We start from the raw sequence: 20,022 nt of genomic DNA on the forward strand, positions 1-20,022 counted from the left end.
CCGCCCGGCCAGGTCCATGCCGCCGCCTGCGCCGCGGCCGGTGCCGGGATCCGCGCCGCAGCCTGCAGCGCGACCGGTGCACCGATCCGTGCCCTGCCTGTCGTCCCCGAATGGAATGAAACCCCTGGCGGTTTCCATGACACCAGTCTCCTCCGGGGGTCTGACAGTTTTAGCGGGGGCCGTGTGCGAGCCCACTGCCGCCGCGGAGCGGTTGCCCGGCCGCCAGGATTTCAGGGCACTCGGGTCAAAGCGCGCGGGTCAGGGTGCGCGGGTCAGGACCCGCGGCCGGCCAAACTGCGTGCGCACTCCGGGCGAGAAGAGCACGGACTCCGGTGCCCCGGTGACTTCAATGCCGGCAGCGCGCACCAACTGATCCTCCAGCCGGGTCACGTGCGCCTGGTACAGCGGCCACGCGCTGTGCTCGTTGGGAACATAGAGGGTCTTGCCCCTAAACCGGGAATGCAGGCCGAACCGGGCCGTCAGGTGTACTGATAACGAGTCGGTCGCTTCGACGTCGAACTCCGGGACGACGGCGAAATCGCTCCGAGCGCCTCCCCGGAAACGCCGCACCAAGTAACCGCTCTGGGGCCCCGCCATGCCGGCGGCTCCAAGCTCCTCAGGTGGCACGGCATCCCCACCGGCGAAGCTCGCGCGAGACCAGACATAGGGAATCCCGGCGGCCCGCGCAGCGAGCACCACCGCCAACCGCGACGCATCCAGACTGAGGAAGACTACTCCCCGGGTGCCGTCCGGTTCCCGGGAGTAGAGGCGCACGTTGATCTCGGTGAAGCTTCCGAAATACGGGATACCGGGTCCGCGGCCCAGACCGGCGCCTTGCATTCGAAAACCGATGAGCCCCACCCAGGCGGATCCGTCAAAGCTGTCCGGGACAACTCCCGGAGGCATGAACGACGCCGCCACCGGCTCAGGAATTCGCCAGTGCAGGAAGACAGCATCGGTCCAGCGTTGATCCATGATGATCGGGCGCGGCAGCTCGGGTGCGGCGGGCCAAGGATCTATGTTCATGTGAATTTTCCTTCCTGCAAGCTCCGTAGTTCAGCGCCCCCACCTCGAACGTCGGCTCAGTTCAGATGTCGCCTCAGTTCGGCGGCGACGTCTGGAATGGCTTTAGCCGGTCACTGAGGAGGCCGATGGACCTCCGCGCTGGCTCTGCCAGGGCCAGCGTCCGGTGATTTCCAGCTCGAGCGAGAAGCTCAGGAAGGTCCGAATGAGCACAATAATGCCCAGCACGCCGACACCCTCGAAGGTCGGAGTGACGGCGACCGACCGGATGATGTCGGCGGCGACCAGCAGCTCCAGACCCAACAGGATGGACCGGCCCAGCAGTTGCCGGTAGGAACGGTAGACGGTCAGCGGCGCGGAGCCCGCCGGGCGCCGTTCCGGCTGATATCCCCGCAGCGCCAGGGGGATGGATATGACCGCGCCGATCACCATGACGGCCACTCCCGCGAAGTCCATGAAACTGCCGACCGTCTCAATAGTGTGCTGAAGATCCATGGGTCCCCTCAATGAAGGTGGTAGTGAAGTGTGCGGTGATCAAAGCAGGCCCTAAGGGTGTCGGACGCCGACCCCGGCAAGAATGGCCCGGTAGCCTTCGCGGAAACTCGGGTACTGAAACTCGAAGCCGGTGCTGCGGAGCAGGGCGTTGCTCGCCCGCTTGTTGCCACCCCGTGACGGTTCCCCGCCCGACGGCGAAGTCCCGCCCGACGGCGAAGCCGCGCCCGATGCGTCCGCCGACTCCGACGCCGGCTGGGGGAGTCCCAGCTCGGCCGCCAGGAAGCCCAGCACGTCACCGAGCTCGGCCGGTTCGTTGTCGACGCCTATGTACACGGGCCCGGGGACCGCATCCATGGTGCACAAGTGGACGATTGCCGCGGCGGCGTCGTCCCGGTGAATACGGTTGGTAAAGCGCGACGTCGCCGGAAAAACGGCCGTTCCGCCGCGCACCTGGTCGATCAGTCGGGTCCGGCCGGGACCGTAGATGCCGCCCAGCCGCAGCACGACGGGGGTGATGCCGGTGCCGCTCAAACGGCGGTAGAGGAGTTCCTCTGCTTCGCGGATGATGCGGCCAGAAAACCCGCCGGGTTCCGGCGTCGTGCGTTCATCGATCCAGCCGCCGCCGGCGTCACCGTAGACCGCGGTCGAGGACACAAACAGGACCCGGCGGACGGTGGCTCCGGACGCCAGCACTGCGTCCAGCACGTGTGCGAGACCATCTACATATGCACTCCGGTAGGCATCTTCCGTGGGGGAATCGGCGGCAATCGCGACGACGACGGCGGTAGTGTCCGTCGGGACGGCCGGCAGCTCGCTCGAACTCAGGTCCGCGGCGACCCCCTCAATCGCAGCCGGAAGCTTGCCCGGCGAGCGACGCCAGCCCACCACACGGTGTCCGGCGGCCGCGAAACGCAGCCCGGCCTCAGTGCCCAAATCGCCGCAACCGGCCAAAAGTACAGTCATAGGGCCAGTCTGCCAGCCTTCACGGAGCGCTGCGCACAGGCCCGGGCAAAACTTGAACTGAACTTGTGGCCCACTGAACCAGCGGACCCGACGCCAGACCCCGACGCCAGGCACCGCCCGACGTCGGACCCCGCCCGACGTCGTTCGGCTGCAGCCGCTCGGCTACCTCGCCGGAATCGGGAAGAAGGCCCGCGGGTCCTGCAGCAGGGCCGGGTAATCGAAGGCCGAGCGGTCCACGATCTCGTCGACCTGGAAGTTGCGCGCGAACTGGCCGTCCACGGTGATCGGACGGCCCAGGACCTTGCCGATGGCGAAGGAGGTGCCGCCGTTGACCGGGATGGCGACCACGGAGTTGCCCGGAAGGGTGGTGAACGCATCTTCTTGCTGCTGGCGCTTGCGGGTGGGCTTCTTGACGAGCTGCTTCGGCGGCAGTTTGCGTACCTTGGGGCGGCGGGAGCCCGAATCTGCGTAGACGAACTGGTAGTCGTCATCGGCCGCGGGCTTGGCGCGTCCCACGGGCGGCAGGCTGACAGTCTTCAGCTGCTCCGGTTCGGTGTCGCCGAGCGGCAGGCGCAGGACCCACATCCGCTCCCCGGCAGGATCCTCGGGCACGAGCTCGAGCCTGGGCTCCGGCCAGACATACTCCAGGTCCGGGTCCGCGCCCGGGAAGACCTTGGCATAGAACCGCGGATCCTTGGCGATCAGCCGGGACCGGTGGCTGAGGTGGAAATCCGGCTCGCCAAGCCACGGCGGCATCGGAATCTTGGCGGCGTAGTCGGGGTGGGCCGCCTGCGGGGCAAATTCCATGATCTTCTCGCGCGTGGTGTCCTCGCCGCCGCGGGCCGTCCATTCATCCACCACGGCCAGGCCGTACATCGTCAATGCGGGGACGTACCCCATCCACATCCGGATCGCCGGGTGCGACTGCCAGCCATACTCCGGGATCACCAGCGCACGCAGAATCTGCAGCGCTTCAACGCGCTGCTTGCCGAGCCGCTCGCGGTCCAAAACCGCGGCGCTCTGCTGGAAATCGGGGAAGGGGAGGAAAGTCTGCATCTCTCCAGTTTGAGGCCACGCGACGAATCCGCCAATTGCACAGGACCGCGCGTGCGCATGTTCACATTTTGGAATGAAGCAGACAGCTCATTACGAAGGGGCGTAATATAGCAGGACCCCATCAATGCCGCCCGGAGGACACGCCATGAATCCAGCCCCTGTTATGCCGTTTGTGCCGAAATACGGCCAGCTGCTCGACCCGGAAGCGAACGGCATTGTGGTGCTGGAGGAGGTCATTCTTGACCCCGTGGCAGCCCGTAAGGAACAGCATGGGTTCCGCGCCGCAATGGCATCGGTAGCGCTGACCATGCGGCGGATTCTGGCGCTTCGCCTCTTCATCGCCGTCGTGGCGATCGCCAACCTGCCCCTCTTCTTGCTCAACACGGGCTGGTGGATTTACGTCGTCTCACTAGCCCTGGTGGTTGGCGTCCACGCCGCAGTGTCCTGGCTGAACCGGAACGAGCCGCGGATCAAGCAGCGCCGCATGCTGGAACTGCACCTGCACCGCGAGCGGAGCGACAACTACCGCAAGGTCCGCGACGCTGTGAAGTACGTCATCGACGCCCCTGCGCGCGTGAACGAAAACCTCTACCTGGAACTGCTCGCCGCGAAGCGGGTGGCACTGCACCTGGCTATGGGCACCGTGGCCCTGCTGGACACGAGCGACGACGCCGCGTGGAAACTTCAGATTGTCCGCGAAATCCCGCAGGCCGCCTAGCCGGCACCGACCACCCGAGAAGCACGGGTCACTCACGCACCACGACGCCGGAGCGTTCCCTCGAGGGATTGCTCCGGCGTCGTGCTGTAACGGCGTCGTGCTGTAGCGGGTGGCCTATCCGGGAAGCTGCAGCACCTGGCCCGGGAACACCACATGGGGGTTGCTGATGGTCGCCGCGTTCGCGTCGGCCAGCAAGCGCCAGCCTCCGGCAATGTTGAGCTTCTCGGCGATCGTACTCAAGGTTTCGCCGCTCCGGATGGTGTAGGTCTGGCCACTGACTGATACCGGTGCAACGTGGCGGGGTGCCGGGACGGCTGCCTTGAGCGCTACATTCCGCACAGGCACCCTGGCTGGGGCTGCAACCGCGGCGGGCTGTCGTGACGTTGTTGCGCTCTGCGGAGCCCCGGCGCCTCCGTGCAGGCCCAGCTTCGCGGCGCAGGCGGGCCATGCGCTCCAACCCTGGGCGGCCTGCACTTTCTGGGCGACGGCGATCTGTTGCTCACGGCTGGCATTGGCCGCAGAGCCTGTTCCGCCGTAAGCGGCCCAGGTGCCGGGGCTGAACTGCAGCCCGCCCCCGTAACCGTTTCCGGTGTTGGTGCCCCAGTTGCCGCCACTTTCGCATTGGGCCAGGGAGTCCCACGTGGAGGCGGGGGCTGTGGCCGGGGCGGCCGCGTTGGCTGCCGAGGCCGACAATGCGACGCCTGCAATCGAGACAGCCGCCAGAGTGATGCCGCGGCGCGCGGCAGTGCCATAGGTGGATTTCTTCATGGTTCAGATGCTCCTGAGGGCCACCGGCGCTCGGTCCGTCCCCGGACGTTGTCGCGCCACTGCCCGCCCCTGACATTAGAGGTCATTACGGTGTCTACCGGTCGGGCAGTATCTGGTGGTGGCAGCACCGGGCATTCAATACCCGGTTGCCGGGCATGCAAACCACATTAAGGCAGGGCCCGTCCGTTATCAAGACGTTATTTTTCTCGCTTCTGCCGTTATCATCCCGCCGCTGGCTCACGCGAACATGTTCGCGTCAGCCCCCAAGCATGGTGGCCAGGTACGGCGCCGTCCGGCTCGTCCCGGAGCGCGCGACGGCGGCGGGCGTCCCGGTTGCCACGATCTGACCGCCGGCGTCGCCGCCAGCCGGGCCCAGATCGATCACCCAGTCCGCGGCGGCCACCACATCCATGTCGTGCTCGACCACGATGACGGTGTTGCCGGCGTCCACGAGCCGGTGAAGCTGGGCCATGAGGAGTTGGACATCGGCCGGGTGCAGGCCGGTGGTGGGCTCGTCCAGCAGGTAAAGGGAGTGGCCGCGCTGGGCCCGCTGCAGTTCGGTGGCGAGCTTGATGCGCTGGGCCTCACCGCCGGAGAGCTCGGTGGCCGGCTGGCCGAGGCGCAGATAGCCCAGCCCCACCTCGCGCAGCGTCTCCAGGCTGCGTGCCGCCGCAGGTACCCCGGCGAGGAACTCCGCGGCGGCGTTGACGGTCATGCCCAGGACCTCGGCGACGTTCTTGCCGCGGTAGGTGACCTCAAGGGTCTCCGGGTTGTAGCGCGAGCCGTGGCATTCCGGGCACGGGCCGTAACTGCCGGGCAGGAACAAGAGTTCCACGGCCACAAAGCCTTCACCCTGGCAGGTCTCGCAACGGCCCCCGGCAACGTTGAAGGAGAAGCGTCCGGCGCCGAAGCCCCGGGCCCTGGCCTGATCCGTGGCCGCAAATTCCTTGCGGACCGCGTCGAAGAGTCCGGTGTAGGTGGCGAGGTTCGAGCGCGGGGTACGGCCGATCGGCTTCTGGTCCACCTTGACCAGCCGGTCCAACCGGTCCAGCCCGGTGACCGGACCAACACTGAGCGGCTCGGCGGACTCGCCGGCCTCGGACTCCAGGTCCTCGGGGGCTTTCGCCGCTGCACCGGCCTCCGGATGGAGCCGGGCGCCTACGACGTCGGCGAGGACCTGGCTGACCAGCGTGGACTTGCCGGAACCGGAGACGCCCGTGACTGCGGTTAGCACGCCCAGCGGGAAGTTGGCGTCGAGGTCGCGCAGGTTGTGCCTGCTGATGTCCCGCAGTTCCAGCCAGCCCTCGGCTTCCCGGCGGGCGCCGCCAGCCGTGCCAGCGTCAGCCGAGCGGCCGCCGTCGTCGTCCCTCGTGTCAGGGCCGCCGGCGGAACCTGCCGAACCATCCGGGAACAGGAACGGCCGGGTGACCGACGCGTCCACCTCGGCGAGACCGGCCACGGGACCGCTGTAGAGCACTTCGCCGCCGCCCTCACCGGCGTGCGGACCCACATCCACCAGCCAGTCGGCGCGGCGAACAATGTCCATGTTGTGCTCCACTACGAACACCGAGTTGCCGGAAGACTTGAGCTGGTCCAGGACCGAGAGCAGGGGCTCGGCGTCGGCGGGGTGCAGCCCGGCGGAAGGCTCGTCCAGTACGTAAATCACGCCAAAAAGGCCGGAGCGGAGCTGGGTGGCGATCCGCAGCCGCTGCATTTCGCCGGGGGAGAGGGTGGGGGTGGAGCGGCCGAGGGCGAGGTAGCCCAGGCCGAGGTCCAGCAACACGGTGAAGCGCTGCAGGAGGTCCCGGGTGATCGCGACGGCCACCTCGTTGCCCTCGGCGGAGGACTGTTTGCCGGGGGTCTGTTTGCGTGAGGCGGTTCCGGCCTGTGTGAGCTCGGTGGTAGGGCGAATGATGTCTGCCAGCTCCGTCATCGGGACCGCGTTGAGCTCGGCAATCGTGCGGCCCGCGAAGGTCACGGCCAGGGCGGCGGGCGTCAGGCCGCTGCCGCCACATCGCGGGCACGGGCCGGTTTCCATGAAGCGCAGCACCCGGTCGCGCATCGTGGTGCTCTTGGAATCGGCCAGGGTGTGCAGCACGTAGCTCTTGGCGCTCCAGAACCGTCCCTTGTAGGGCTTGGCGACGCGGTCGCGCTGCGGCGTCACCTCCACCACGGGCTGTTCCTCGGTGAACAGGATCCAATCGCGGTCCTTCTTGGGCAGGTTCCGCCAGGGCGTGTCGACGTCGTAGCCCAGGTGGGTGAGGATGTCGCGCAGGTTCTTGCCCTGCCAAGCGCCGGGCCACGCGGCGATGGCGCCGTCGCGTATGGTGAGCGAGGTGTCCGGGACCAGGGAGGTTTCGGTCACGGTGTGCGCGATCCCCAGGCCGTGGCACTCCGGGCAGGCTCCGGCGGCGGTGTTCGGCGAGAACGCGTCCGAGTCCAGCGGTGCGGCGCCGTCCGGGTAGCTGCCGGCGCGGGAGAAGAGCATGCGCAGCGAGTTGGACAGCGTGGTGAGCGTGCCCACGGTGGAGCGCGAACTCGGGGTGCCGCGGCGTTGTTGAAGCGCGACGGCGGGCGGCAGCCCGGTGATCATCTCCACTTTGGGGTTGTGCCCCTGCTGGATGAGCCGGCGGGCGTAGGGGGCCACGGATTCGAAGTAGCGGCGCTGGGCCTCGGCGTAGATGGTGCCGAAGGCGAGGGACGACTTGCCGGAGCCGGAGACGCCGGTGAAGGCGACGATCGCGTCGCGGGGCACATCCACATCCACGTTGCGCAGGTTGTTCTCCCGTGCGCCGCGCACCCGCACAAAACCGTCCGTGGGGCTCCCCGGAGTCAGGTCCGGAACGGTGGGGCCGGGCAGTTCGGAAGCATGCTGTTTACTTTGCATTGATTCGACTCTATCGGTGTCGGAGGGGTGCGGGCGTATCGGTGCGGGCATATAGGAGCGCAGGCATATCCTTACCGAATGGAAACAAACGACGCCGGCACGGGCACCGGCACCGAAACCGCCGCCGGCACTGATGCGGCCGCGACTGGCCCTGACAGCGGCGAAGCCCCGGAACTCACCGAGGCGCCCGAACTTGCCGAGATCCCCGTGGAAGCCCACATACTGCCGGTCGCTGAACTGCACTTGCACATTGAGGGAACGCTCGAGCCGGAGCTGATCTTCGCGCTCGCCGAGCGCAACGGGATCAAGCTGCCGTATGCGGACCTGGACGAGTTGCGTTCCCGGTATGAGTTCACCGACCTGCAGTCCTTCCTGGACCTGTACTACGCCAACATGGCTGTGCTGCGGACCGAACAGGACTTCGCGGACATGACGCGGGCCTACTTGAGCCGGGCGGCGCTCGCCGGGGTGCGGCATGCCGAGATCATGCTGGACCCGCAGGCGCACCTGTCGCGCGGGGTATCGCTGGAGACATGTGTCAACGGCGTCGCCTCGGTACTGGCGGGATCCCAGGAGGAGTTCGGCATTTCCACCCTGCTGATCGCGGCCTTCCTCCGCGACCTCTCCGAGGACTCTGCCCTCGAGGTGCTGGAGCAACTGCTCGCTTTGGACGCCCCGATTGCCGGCATCGGCCTGGACTCCGCCGAGGTGGGGAACCCCCCGGCGAAGTTCCAGCGGCTCTTCGCCCGGGCCAAGGACGCTGGCCTGCACCGGATCGCGCACGCCGGCGAGGAGGGACCGCCGTCGTACATCATCGATGCGCTGGACCTGCTGGACGTGGAGCGAATCGATCACGGCATCCGGTGCATGGAAGATCCTGATCTCGTGGAACGGCTGGTTGACGAGCTCATGCCGCTGACCGTGTGCCCGCTGTCCAATGTCCGGCTCCGCGCGGTGGACACCCTAGCCGAGCACCCGCTGCCGGCGATGCTCGCGGCGGGCCTGAACGTCAGCGTGAACTCGGACGATCCCGCGTATTTCGGTGGCTACGTGGACGACAACTTCGCCCAGCTGAAGTCGGTGATCGGCCTGTCCGAGTTCGACTGCGTCAGGATGGCCGCGAACTCAATCCGCTCCTCTTTCGCCACCGACGAGCGCAAAGCCGAGCTGCTGGCCGAACTGGCGGCGTCCGGCGTCTAACACCACGGTTGCCCTATCACTTATGGTCGCTAAAACGGCCGGATAGGAGCCATAAGTGATAGGGCAACGGCGGTGGCGCTTAGACGTCGATCGTGCCCATGTTCGGGTAGCGTGCGCCGGCGGCGACGCCGGCCGGAGCGAGCTCATCCAGACGGTTGAGGTCTTCGGCGGAGAGTTCGACGTCGACGGCCCCCAGGTTCTCCCGCAGGCGGTCGCGCTTCTTGGTGCCCGGGATCGGAACGATATGCGCGCCCTGGGCCAGCAGCCAGGCCAGCGCCAGCTGCGCCGGGGTGCAGCCCTTCGCGTCGGCCAGTTCCTTGACCCGATCCACGAGCTGCAGGTTCCGGGCAAAGTTCTCGCCTTGGAAACGCGGGGAGTGCCGGCGGAAATCGTCCGCCGCAAAGTCATCGGGGCTGCGGAATTGTCCGCTCAGGAAGCCTCGGCCCAGCGGGCTGTACGGGACGAAGCCGATGCCCAGCTCGGCGAGCACCGGGAACACCTTCGTCTCCGGCTCGCGTTCCCAGAGCGAGTATTCGGTCTGCAAGGCGGTGATGGGGTGCACCGCATGGGCCCGGCGGACGGTGTCGGCGCTGGCCTCGGACAGGCCAAGGTGCCGGACCTTGCCGGCCTGGACCAGCTCTGCCATGGCTCCGACGGTGTCCTCGATGGGGACGGTCTTGTCCACCCGGTGCTGGTAGTACAGATCGATGTGGTCCACGCCCAGCCGCTGCAGGCTTGCGTCGCAGGCGGCGCGCACGTAATCGGGGGAGCCGTTGATGCCCACCCAGGATCCGTCGGCCCGGCGTTCGTTGCCGAATTTGGTGGCCAGGACGACGTCGTCCCGTCGGCCGGCGATGGCCCGGCCGACGAGGGTTTCGTTGGTGAAGGGGCCGTACATGTCCGCGGTGTCGAGCAGGCTTCCGCCGGCGTCGAGGAAGGCTTGGATGGTGGCGATGGACTCGTTGTCGTCGCCGTGGCCGTAGAACTCGCTCATGCCCATGCAGCCCAAACCCAGGGCTGAGACGGTGAGCGAACCGAGTGTGCGGGTTTCCATGGAAATCTCCTCAAAAAGAACGGCGGGGGCGGCCTCCGGCACCTGATCCGGCACCGATCGGGCATCTGACAGGGCGGCCGGACGGCGCGCAGTGGGCAGACCGCCACTCTAGGCCCATCGGGCGAGCGGCACAACGGAACAGCGGCCGGCCCGGTTCACCCTCGCCGGAGGATGCGCCGGGCGGCGCCGAACGGCAGAGTGCACGTATGACGAAGACTGGACAGCGGCGCGTCGGATGGCTGCGCGGGGTGATGCCTGGGCTCGACGTCCCCGCCACGTACCAGAGAGAGTGGTTCGGCAAGGACATCATCGCTGGAGTCGTCCTGGCGACGTTGCTCGTTCCCCAGGGCATGGCCTATGCGGAGCTGGCAGGACTGCCGACGATCACCGGCCTGTACACCACCATCCTCTGCCTGCTCGCTTATGCGGTCTTCGGCCCGTCCCGCATCCTGGTGCTGGGACCGGACTCTGCGCTCGGTCCAATGATTGCCGCGACAGTCCTGCCGCTCATCGCCTCCGACGGCGACCCGCAGAAGGCGGTGGCACTCGCGTCGATGCTCGCGCTCATGGTCGGCCTCATCATGGTCCTGGCGTCCGTGGCCAAGTTCGGCTTCATCGCCGACCTCATCTCCAAACCCACCATGATCGGCTACATGAACGGCCTCGCAATCACCATCCTGGTGGGCCAGCTTCCGAAGCTCTTCGGTTTCAAAGTGGACAGCGATACCTTCGTCGGTGACTTCGTGGGCTTTGTTCAGGGCGTGGCCAACGGCGAGACAGTGGTCGCGGCCGCAGCAGTCGGCATCGCCGGGATCGTGCTGATACTTGCCCTGCAGCAGTGGCTGCCCAAGGTCCCTGCCGTGCTCGTCATGGTGGTCCTTGCCATTGTGGCGACCACCGTCTTTGATCTGGCCAGCCGGGGCGTCTCCCTTGTCGGGGAACTCCCGCGAGGCTTCCCGCCGTTCACCATTCCCCGCGTGGAGCTCTCGGATATCGGACTGATGTTCGCCGGGGCCCTGGGCATTGCGCTGGTGTCCCTGACGGACACGATCTCGAATTCGTCGGCGTTCGCGGCACGCTCAGGCCAAGAAGTTCATGGCAACCAGGAGATGATCGGCATCGGTGCCGCGAACCTGGCCGCGGGCTTCTTCCAGGGCTTTCCGGTGAGCACGAGCGGCTCCCGGACAGCGGTCGCGGAACGTTCCGGGGCCAAGACCCAGCTCACGGGTGTGACGGGTGCCGTGCTGGTGCTCCTCATGCTGGTGCTGCTTCCCGGGCTGTTCCGGAACCTGCCACAGCCGGCTCTGGCGGCCGTGGTGATCACGGCGTCCGTGTCTCTGGCCGACATCCCCGGCACCGTGCGTCTGTGGCGCCAAAGCAAGGCCGAATTCAGCTTGTCGCTTGCTGCCTTCCTCGGGGTTGCGTTCCTGGGTGTGCTGCCCGGCATCGGCATCGCCGTCGGGCTGTCCATTCTCAACATCTTCCGCCGGGCATGGTGGCCCTATGAGACGGTGATCGGGCGGGTTCCGGGATACGAGGGATTTCACGATGTGAACTTCCACCCCGACGCGAAGCATCTGCCCGGACTGGTGATCTACCGCTGGGACGCGCCGGTGTTCTTCGCCAACGTCAAACCATTCCGCGACAACATCCGTCAGTTGGCCCGGACCGAACCCAAGCCGCGGTGGATCCTGCTCGCGGCCGAACCGATCACGGATGTGGACACCACCGCCGCGGACGTGCTGATCGAGCTGGACCGCGAACTCGACGCGCAGGGCACGTCCCTGGTGTTTGCCGAGCTCAAACACCGGGTCAAGGACAAGATCGAACTCTACGGGCTCAAACAGGAAATCGATCCGCACCACTTCTACCCCACCCTCGACGCTGCGGTGGCGGCTTACGTGGCTCTCACGGGGGCTACGTGGAGCACGGAGGACTGAGCGTGGACTGACCCGCATTGCTTTGCTACTGGCGGGTACTGGTGAGTTGATCCCCCGCGCGCCCCGGTTGGCGCTGTCATAGTGGGTCACGACACATAGAGTTAACAGATCCCGCTCGCAAAAACCAACGTTTCCTTGGCAAAATGCAGGTGGATCAATTGCTTCTAAAGGAGACCCATGGGCGCGAACACCGCGGAAAACACCAACCTTCGGCTAAAGGCCGTGCTGGATGTCCTGTCAGAGGAGGTATGGACCGGCGAAAAACTGAACGCCGGAGCCGTCCTGGGCGAGGCCATCGTGCGGGTGCCCCTCAATGACCACGAACGTGAACTGCTGAGCGGCGGCATTCCCCGCGGCCACAAGACGCTGACCTCTGCCACGGCCAAGCTGGTCAAGGCCGGCTGGCTGGTCAAGGGCCGCTCCGGCTGGTCCATCACTGACGACGGCCAGCGCGCCACGGTTGCTTTCGCCGAGCCCGGCGCCTTCGCCGAAGCGCTCGACGGCGGTACTCCGGTTCCGGCCGGCACCCCGCTGCCGTCTGCGCCGGCAGAAAAGCCCGCCGCGAAGTCTCCGGCCAAGACTGCTGCGAAGGCCACAGCAAAGACCGCAGCGAAGGCCGAGAAGGCGCCGTCGACAGCCGGTAAGGTCGCTGACAAGGCCGCCAAGCTCGTCGAGGAGGCCGTTGCGCCCGTCGCCAAGGCGGTGCGGAAGCGCAAGCCCGCTGCCAAGGCCCCTGCGGCAGAAGCCCCGACGGCCGTTTCGGCAGCCCCGGCGGCAGAAGCGCCGGCCGTCAGCACCGAAACCATCGAACAGCCGGAGGCCGTTGCGGTTGCCGGCGACTTCAACATCCTGCTGGGCGCCCCGGCCAACTGGGCGCCGCAGTATGACGAAGTACAGATGGAACTGGACCTGGTGGACCAGCTGTGGAAGATCGCCGCGGACATTCCCGCCGGCTTCTACACCTTCAAGATCGCCCTGAACCGCTCGTGGGACGAAAACTACGGCGCGTTCGGCACCTTCGACGGCCCCAACCACGAGGTCCACCACGACGGCGGCGTCCTGGTCATTCAGTACGACCACCGCACCCGGGACATCGTTCTGCCGTAGGCTCTGACACCCTATTTCCCGGCTGACGCGCAAATGACCCTTCGATGCCTGAATTCCGGCATCGAAGGGTCATTTGCGCGTCGCGGGCGGAATTGTGCATCCTGAGCCTGCCCCGGGACCCCGGACCGGCCTAGCATTGCCTCGTGGAGACCGTCGAGCTCGCGGGCCTGCGAATCCGGTACCAGCGTGCGGGCCAGGGGCCGCCGCTGGTCCTGCTGCACGGTGCTTACGAAGACAGCCGGATCTGGCGGCGGCAGCTCGACGCGCTCTCGGATGAATTCACGGTTTTCGCCTGGGACGCCCCCGGGTGCGGAGGCTCCGACGACCCGCCACCGGACTTCACCGGAAAGGACTTGGGCGACGCCCTGGCCGGATTTCTGCGCGAAGCAGTGCCCGGCAGGCCGCACGTCCTCGGACTGTCCATGGGCTCCGGCATTGCCCTGGAGCTCTACCGGACACACCCGTCAGCCCCTGCGTCGCTGCTGCTGGTCTCGGCGTACGCAGGCTGGGCGGGATCCCTGCCGCCCGAGGAAGTGGAGCGCCGCTACGCGCAGGTGCTGGCCGAACTTGAGCAGCCGCCGGAACAATTCATCCCCGTGTGGCTGCCCACGTTGTTCACCGACCGTGCCGATCCCGCGGTGGTGCAAGAAGTCAGCGCCATCATGGCCGACTTCCATCCCAGCGGCATGCGGGCACTCCTAAACGCGAACGCACACGCCGACTATCGCGATGTCCTGCCAACCATAGAGGTGCCCACGCTGCTGCTGTACGGCACGGAGGACGTCCGCTCGCCGCTCAGCGTGGCCCGCGAAATGAACCAGCGGATCCCGGGCTCGACGCTCGTGACGATTCCCGACGTCGGGCACATGGCCGCCGCCGAGGCGCCGGACGCCTTCAATAGGGAAGTGCGGAACTTCCTGCACGGGATTGCCGGGTGAGCCATGCCGAGGATTGACGCTAGAGCCCGGTGATGCCCATCAGAACCGGGTTGGGTCCGGCCGCGGCGGCATCGGGCCTGGATCCGGAATCGGGAGGGGATTGGGCGTCGGGAACGGACCCGGTGCCGGTGATGGCGTGGGCGCCGGTCCTGGCATCGGCTCGGGCCCCGGCTCAGGCCCAGGAACCGGCGGCGGCGTGATCGGACCGGGTTCGGGCGGGAACGGATCCCCGGGCTCCGGCGGCGGCGTCGTGGGTCCCGGTTCCGGCGGAAACGGATCGGGTTCTGGTGTCGGAGGAATTGTCATGTCAGGCTCCCTCAGTCTCTGCGGATGGTGTGTGTTGCGCCGGACTTCCGGTCCGGTGGTCTATCGAGCCGGCCGCCCTGCTCCGGCGCGCAGGACCTTCAGCTCCCAGGGCCGGAGATGCAGTAGGGGCGCCGCGGCATCTGCAGGGTAGTTTCCCAGGACCAGTTCCGCGCTGTCCCAACCAGCTGGAACATCACCAACCGCAACGTCGGCGTCGTCGAGCGTCACCTTCTGGTCCTGACCGGAAAAGTTGCCGAGCACCAGGAACGTGGTATCCGGCAGCGACCGCGTGAACGCGTAGACGTGGGGGTCATCCGGCAGGAGCATCGTGAAGGTCCCGTGCGAGACCACCGGCTCCGCATGCCGCAGCGCAATCACCTTGCGGTAGAAGCTGAAGACCGAGTCCGGGTCATCCACCTGGGCGGCGGCGTTGATGTGGTTGGCGTTCGGGTTCACCGCGATCCAGGGCGCGCCGGTGGTGAAGCCCGCGTGCCGGGAGGCGTCCCACTGGACCGGGGTGCGCGCGTTGTCCCGGTTGAGGGGCGCGAGGGCGGCGAGGACCTCGGCGTCGGTGTGGCCGAGGTGCGTGGTGGCCTCACGGTGGTGGTTGAGGACTTCGATGTCGCGGTAGTCGCTGATCGCACCGAAGGTCATATTGGTCATGCCGAGTTCTTCGCCCTGGTAAACGTAGGGCGTGCCGCGGTGCAGGTGCAGGATGCCCGCCAGCATCTTGGCGGACAGCTCACGGTACGTACCGTCGTCGCCGAAGCGGGACACGGCCCGGGCCTGGTCGTGGTTGCCCCAGTACAGGCTGTTCCAGCCGCGCTCGGCCAGGCCGTCCTGCCAGCGTCCCAGGGTCTGCTTCAGCTCGGTGAGCAGGAGCTTCTTGGGCCTCCACTTGTCGCCCTCTTCCTGATCCAGCGCCACGTGCTCGAACTGGAACACCATGTCCACCTCGGCCCGGGCCGGGTCGGTGTACAGGACGGCTTCCTCCACCGTCACACCGGGCATTTCGCCGACCGTGAGGAGTTCACCGGTGCGGCCGGCGAAGACTTCCCGGTGCATCTCCTGCAGGAACTCGTGCATGCGGGGGCCGTCGATGTAGAAGGGGGTGCCGTCGCCGTAGAGCTTGCCGTCGCCGCGGGGGCTGTCCGGGAGGGAGGTGTCCTTGGAGATGAAGTTGATGACGTCCATCCGGAAGCCGTCCACGCCCCGGTCCAGCCACCAGTTCATCATCTCGTAGACCGCCGCGCGGACCTCGGGGTTCTCCCAGTTCAGGTCCGGCTGCTTCTTCGAGAAGATGTGGAGATAGTACTCCCCGGTGGCCTGATCGAACTCCCACGCGGGCCCGGAGAACGCCGAGCCCCAGTTGTTCGGCTCCGAGCCCGTGCCCGGTGCGGAGCCAGCCCCGGCAGCAGCCGCCTCGCGCGGCGGCCGCCACCAGTACCAGTCCCGTTTCGGGTTGTCCTTCGAGGAGCGGGATTCAACAAACCAGGGGTGCTCGTCCGAGGTGTGGTTGACCACGAGGTCCATCACCAGCTTCATGCCCCGCGCGTGAAGCCCGTCGGTCAGGTCCCGGAGCTGCTCCAGCGTGCCGAAAAGCGGATCGACATTGCGGTAGTCGCTGATGTCGTAGCCGTTGTCGTCCTGCGGCGAGGTATAGATCGGGGACAGCCAGACGACGTCGACCCCCAGGCGCTTCAGGTAGTCCAGTTTGCTGATGATGCCGGGGAGGTCGCCGATGCCATCGCCGTTGGAGTCGGCGAAGCTGCGCGGATAGATCTGATAGACGACGGCGCGTTGGAACCAGTCGCTTGACGTCGCCTTAGGTTCTTCCGCAGGGGCTTGTTCGACCGTCATGGGACTCCTCAGCTGGTCCGGCAGGCGATGCGGGAGAGCGCTGTTGCTGCCCCCGCCAACGTCTGATTATTGACCAGTTGGCGGGGGCTGGGAAGACCTTGCCGGGTTTAGGGCCGGCCCGGCGCTAGTTCTGCGAGGCGATGGCGTTGTCGCGGTCCTCGAAGACATCCTCGCCGGGACCGGAGAAGGCCTTGGAACGCTGGATCGCCTCGATGGACCCGGTGAACAGCTGGGAGTCGTGGGGGTCCGCGTGCCGGTGGTGCTCGTCCGCGGCGGAGACAGTGCCCGGGCGCTGGGACCCCGGGCGCTGGGGACCTGTCCCGGCGTCGGAGGCGCTGGAAGCGGAGGAAGCAGTGGCGGCCGAAGGCAGCCGTTCGAGGCGCACATGGGGGAGCGCCGTCGGGTGGTCCTGCTGCAGGAAGAGCACGAGTTCTTCACGGATCAGGCAGCGGAGGTCGAAGAGGGAGGCGCTGTCCGCGGCGCTGACCAGGATGCGCACCCGGACGAAGCCGGCGGTGGCGTCGGTGATCTGCAGGATGCCCACGCGCTTGTCCCACAGCGGCGTGTCGGCCAGGACCTTCTTGAGCTCAGCGCGCATCGCCTCGACCGGTGCGCGCCAGTCGAGGTCGAACTCCACGGTGCCCATGACCTCGGACTGCCGGCGGGTCCAGTTCTCGAACGGGGTGGTGGTGAAGTAGGTCGAGGGCAGGATCAGGCGGCGGTCGTCCCAGATGTGGACCACCACGTAGGTCAGGGTGATTTCCTCGATCCGGCCCCATTCCTTCTGGACCACCACAACGTCGTCCACCCGGATCGCGTCCGTGAAGGCCAGCTGGATGCCGGCGAAGACGTTGACCAGCGAGGTCTGCGCGGCGAGGCCGGCGACGATCGAGATCACGCCCGCAGAGGCCAACAGCCCGGCGCCGAGGGCTTGGATCGCGGGGAACGTCAGCATCATGCTGCCCAGGGCCACCACCACGATCAGGGCGACGCCGATCCGCCGGGCCAGGATCACCTGGGTGCGCAGCCGGCGGGCGCGGCGGTTGTCCGCGACATCCACCCGGTAACGGGTCAGGACCATCGCCTCGACGATCAGCAGCATGGCGATGGCCAGCCATGCCAGGGAGGCGATGAGCGCAATGAGCAGCAGATGGTCCAAGGCGTGGCGCCATTCGAGGTCCCCGGTGGAAATGGCCAGCGCGATCCGCACGGCGATCAGGCACAGGGAAAAGCGCAGCGGCAGCCGGGCCACGCGGGAGGTCTCGCGTAGTTCGGGTTTGCTGCGGTTGAGCCGGAGCACAATCTTGCGCACCAGCCAGGACAGGACGAGTCCGGCAACCACGGCGAGGGCCATGGCCAGGAACGGCATTGCTTGTGTCAGGAACTCTTGCATTACTTAAGCTCTAGCAAGCTTCCGTGGCCAACTGAAATCGGCGGAATGTCAACGTGCGTCCCGTCACGCCGCTGCGGGCTGTGGCGTCACGCCGGGGCACTCGGCTTCGTTCGGCGGCGCCACGGCCGCACCGGGCCCGGTTCTGTGGCCGCCGCGGCGTGGAACGGCGTGGCCGCCGCGGGACTTTTGGCTCTGGTTTCTGCGGCCCGGCGATCGAGAATGGTCGAACCACTTGAATCCCAGGGGGAGGGTGACATGCGTCGACTTTCGGCACTCGGCACGGCAGCATCGGCCGGCGTCTTGGTTGCGGCGCTGCTCGGCGCCTGCAGTTCGCCCTCCGGTTCTGGTTCGCCGTCGCCAACCATGCCGACCGTGCCGCCTTTGACCTCCGCGCCCGCCAGCAGCGGCGCCGCCGATACCGCGCCGACTGAGCCGTCGGCGGCACCGGACACGCCCGCGCCGACGGCGGCGAACTGGCAGACCCTCAAGACGCCGGACGGGAAGTTGCAGTTCGACCACCCGGCCGAGTGGACCATCAAGGACCGCGGCGCCGAGGCCACTCCCGGCGGGGTGTTCCTGGAGGTCCTCAACCCGGGCGGCAAGTCGCTGGCCACGTTGCGGACCAATGTGGCCACCAGTGCCGAATGCACGCCAAGGATCCCGTACTCGGTACTCGACCTCGTGCCCGTGCCCGCTTTGGCCCAGCAAGGGGTCACCCCTCACTTCATCTTTGAACTGCGGCTCTATCCGGCGGAGAAGGACCCCACGAAGGCCAACGTCATGGCGTACGGCCTCAGCTCGGCACCCAAACCGGCCGGCCCCGACGCCTGCCCGATCTTCCACTACTTCACCTGGCCTCCCGGCGGAGCCTCGTTCGGCGGCGTCTACAACCCCTTCGACACCACCCCCGGCAACGAGCCCAATGTGGACACTCCGGAGGCGTACATGAACACCGCCGAATACCAGAACGTCAAGAGAATGATCACCTCGCTGCGGCCGGCGGGGCAGTAGAGGCGGCCGGGCTCGTGGCAATGGGGATGAAGGGACGGGCGGCGTCTTCCGCCGGTTCGGCAGCGGTTCCGGCAGCGGTTCCCGCTCCTGTACTGTCCGCGCTGACGGTCGCGGCTCTGCTGCTGGTCGGCTGCGGTTCGCCCGCTGGGCCGCCGGCGCCTTCCGGCGCTGCGACGACGGCAGGCTCGACATCGGACACGGCGACGCCCGGAAACTCCCCTGGAAATTCACAGGGAACTGAACAGGGAACAGAGCAGGGAACAGAGCCGGGGACAGCAGCCGGGACCGCGTCGCCGGGCGCTTCATCGGCAACGCCGGGAAGCTCTTCGGGAACAGCATCGGGAACATCGCCGGGAACCGCGCCGCCGGACGGCTCGGCGACGGCGGTGGGGCCGCCGTCGTCGGACTGGAAGACGTTCACGACGTCGGACGGGACGCTGAGTTTCGACTATCCGGCCACCTGGTCCGTCAAGGATCCCGCCGGGCAGGCGCCGCTGGGGGGCGAATTCGTGGACGTTGTGAACGCCGCCGGGAAGCAGATGGCCGCGCTGCGCACCAACGTGGTCACAGGCACCGAATGCGGCGATCAGCAGCCCTACCTGCTGATCGATTCGCAGCCGATGCAGGCACTCACCGAGCCCGGCTCCGCGGACCAGAACGGGCCCCGCTACGTCTTCGAGGCCCGCGGTGACTTCAGTGCGGCGCAAGCGTCGCCGCCAACCATCGCGTCGTACGGAATCACCATGATGCCGCCCGAGACGGGGCCTACGGCGTGCCCGATGTTCCAGCTCTTCCTCTGGCCGCCCAGCGGAGCGCTATTCGGCCAGGCCTACAATCCGGCGAATAACACGACGCCGGGGGACCCCGGGCTGCCATACCTCGCGAAGGCGAAACTCTATGCCACCACGGCCGAGTACCAGGACGTCCGGAAGATGATCACGTCGCTCCGTCCTGCAAAGGGTCCCGTGAGCGAGCCGGCGAAGTAGCCCGGCTACACGGCGGGCAGATGCCGCCGTCGACGGCTTATCGGCCCCGGCGAGGCGCTCCTGCTAGTGCGCGGCCCTGTCCACGGGTTGCTGCGGGCCTCACTGATCAGCCCGGTGCCTGCGCACTCGCGCACGGCCATGATGCCGTCCGCCGCCTGGCGCTTGTCGCCGAATGCTGTGGAAATGGCCAATACGGTCCCGTCGGCGGCGAGAAGCCGGAACCGGACGTTGGATTCCGAGTCAGTGAAGATTTCGAACTGTCCAGCCATCGTCTTGTCCTTTCGGGCAGTTGTTGCTGCCGGGGAGGTTAAGAGCAC

17 protein-coding genes are annotated in these 20,022 nt (G+C 67.2%); 7 read left to right on the forward strand and 10 right to left on the reverse strand.

Going from position 1 to position 20,022, the window contains the following annotated elements; all coding sequences use genetic code 11:
* Window positions 1-258 precede the first annotated feature (258 nt).
* The 4 genes from ABD243_RS08815 to ABD243_RS08830 all read right to left on the reverse strand — a co-directional run bounded on the left by ABD243_RS08815 (window position 259) and on the right by ABD243_RS08830 (window position 3,537).
* Window positions 259-1,026, reverse strand: coding sequence for a YqjF family protein (locus ABD243_RS08815; protein ID WP_344364430.1), 768 nt, complete (start codon window positions 1,024-1,026; stop codon window positions 259-261).
* 102 nt (window positions 1,027-1,128) lie between these two features.
* A complete protein-coding gene (locus ABD243_RS08820) occupies window positions 1,129-1,518 on the reverse strand; it encodes a DUF1622 domain-containing protein (RefSeq protein WP_344364432.1) in 390 nt (129 codons plus the stop codon).
* 51 nt (window positions 1,519-1,569) lie between these two features.
* Window positions 1,570-2,481 (reverse strand): SDR family oxidoreductase, encoded by a 912-nt coding sequence (locus ABD243_RS08825; RefSeq protein WP_344364435.1) that lies wholly within the window; start codon window positions 2,479-2,481, stop codon window positions 1,570-1,572.
* 162 nt (window positions 2,482-2,643) lie between these two features.
* Complete coding sequence (locus ABD243_RS08830; protein WP_344364438.1) at window positions 2,644-3,537, reverse strand: MSMEG_6728 family protein; 894 nt, start codon at window positions 3,535-3,537, stop codon at window positions 2,644-2,646.
* A 145-nt stretch (window positions 3,538-3,682) separates the two neighbouring features.
* Between ABD243_RS08830 and ABD243_RS08835 the strand changes: the two genes are divergently transcribed.
* On the forward strand, window positions 3,683-4,255 hold the full coding sequence (locus ABD243_RS08835; protein WP_344364441.1) for a hypothetical protein: 573 nt from the start codon (window positions 3,683-3,685) through the stop codon (window positions 4,253-4,255).
* Between the two features lie 114 nt (window positions 4,256-4,369).
* Here ABD243_RS08835 and ABD243_RS08840 read toward each other — a convergent pair whose 3' ends face one another.
* A complete protein-coding gene (locus ABD243_RS08840) occupies window positions 4,370-5,023 on the reverse strand; it encodes a LysM peptidoglycan-binding domain-containing protein (protein WP_344364443.1) in 654 nt (217 codons plus the stop codon).
* A 256-nt stretch (window positions 5,024-5,279) separates the two neighbouring features.
* The gene (locus tag ABD243_RS08845; protein WP_344364445.1) at window positions 5,280-7,910 is read right to left on the reverse strand and encodes an excinuclease ABC subunit UvrA; all 2,631 of its coding nucleotides are present in this window, start codon (window positions 7,908-7,910) and stop codon (window positions 5,280-5,282) included.
* Between the two features lie 78 nt (window positions 7,911-7,988).
* Between ABD243_RS08845 and ABD243_RS08850 the strand changes: the two genes are divergently transcribed.
* Window positions 7,989-9,110 carry an adenosine deaminase gene (locus tag ABD243_RS08850; protein WP_344364448.1) on the forward strand — a complete coding sequence of 374 codons (1,122 nt, stop codon included), beginning with the start codon at window positions 7,989-7,991 and terminating at the stop codon, window positions 9,108-9,110.
* 79 nt (window positions 9,111-9,189) lie between these two features.
* Here the strand turns inward: ABD243_RS08850 and ABD243_RS08855 are convergent, their stop codons facing one another.
* Window positions 9,190-10,164 (reverse strand): aldo/keto reductase, encoded by a 975-nt coding sequence (locus ABD243_RS08855; protein WP_344364451.1) that lies wholly within the window; start codon window positions 10,162-10,164, stop codon window positions 9,190-9,192.
* Between the two features lie 206 nt (window positions 10,165-10,370).
* On the opposite strand from ABD243_RS08855, the gene ABD243_RS08860 reads away from it, so the two are divergent.
* The 3 genes from ABD243_RS08860 (at window position 10,371) to ABD243_RS08870 (ending at window position 14,149) form a co-directional block, all read left to right on the forward strand.
* Window positions 10,371-12,104 (forward strand): SulP family inorganic anion transporter, encoded by a 1,734-nt coding sequence (locus ABD243_RS08860; RefSeq protein ID WP_116768093.1) that lies wholly within the window; start codon window positions 10,371-10,373, stop codon window positions 12,102-12,104.
* Between the two features lie 177 nt (window positions 12,105-12,281).
* Window positions 12,282-13,211 (forward strand): pullulanase X25 domain-containing protein, encoded by a 930-nt coding sequence (locus ABD243_RS08865; RefSeq protein ID WP_344364456.1) that lies wholly within the window; start codon window positions 12,282-12,284, stop codon window positions 13,209-13,211.
* A gap of 143 nt (window positions 13,212-13,354) precedes the next feature.
* Window positions 13,355-14,149 (forward strand): alpha/beta fold hydrolase, encoded by a 795-nt coding sequence (locus tag ABD243_RS08870; protein ID WP_344364458.1) that lies wholly within the window; start codon window positions 13,355-13,357, stop codon window positions 14,147-14,149.
* Between the two features lie 366 nt (window positions 14,150-14,515).
* Here ABD243_RS08870 and ABD243_RS08875 read toward each other — a convergent pair whose 3' ends face one another.
* Both ABD243_RS08875 and ABD243_RS08880 read right to left on the reverse strand, forming a co-directional pair.
* Window positions 14,516-16,315 carry a glycoside hydrolase family 13 protein gene (locus ABD243_RS08875; protein ID WP_344364459.1) on the reverse strand — a complete coding sequence of 600 codons (1,800 nt, stop codon included), beginning with the start codon at window positions 16,313-16,315 and terminating at the stop codon, window positions 14,516-14,518.
* A gap of 124 nt (window positions 16,316-16,439) precedes the next feature.
* The gene (locus tag ABD243_RS08880) at window positions 16,440-17,708 is read right to left on the reverse strand and encodes a mechanosensitive ion channel family protein (protein ID WP_344364461.1); all 1,269 of its coding nucleotides are present in this window, start codon (window positions 17,706-17,708) and stop codon (window positions 16,440-16,442) included.
* Window positions 17,709-17,963: 255 nt separating this feature from the next.
* On the opposite strand from ABD243_RS08880, the gene ABD243_RS08885 reads away from it, so the two are divergent.
* Together ABD243_RS08885 and ABD243_RS08890 are read left to right on the forward strand one after the other, a co-directional pair.
* Complete coding sequence (locus tag ABD243_RS08885) at window positions 17,964-18,719, forward strand: hypothetical protein (protein WP_344364463.1); 756 nt, start codon at window positions 17,964-17,966, stop codon at window positions 18,717-18,719.
* 386 nt (window positions 18,720-19,105) lie between these two features.
* Window positions 19,106-19,705 carry a hypothetical protein gene (locus tag ABD243_RS08890; RefSeq protein WP_344364465.1) on the forward strand — a complete coding sequence of 200 codons (600 nt, stop codon included), beginning with the start codon at window positions 19,106-19,108 and terminating at the stop codon, window positions 19,703-19,705.
* A 5-nt stretch (window positions 19,706-19,710) separates the two neighbouring features.
* Here ABD243_RS08890 and ABD243_RS08895 read toward each other — a convergent pair whose 3' ends face one another.
* Window positions 19,711-19,974 (reverse strand): YegP family protein, encoded by a 264-nt coding sequence (locus tag ABD243_RS08895; protein WP_344364467.1) that lies wholly within the window; start codon window positions 19,972-19,974, stop codon window positions 19,711-19,713.
* Window positions 19,975-20,022: the final 48 nt, after the last annotated feature.

This window comes from Arthrobacter humicola, assembly GCF_039531445.1.
GTDB classification, from domain to species: domain Bacteria; phylum Actinomycetota; class Actinomycetes; order Actinomycetales; family Micrococcaceae; genus Arthrobacter; species Arthrobacter humicola.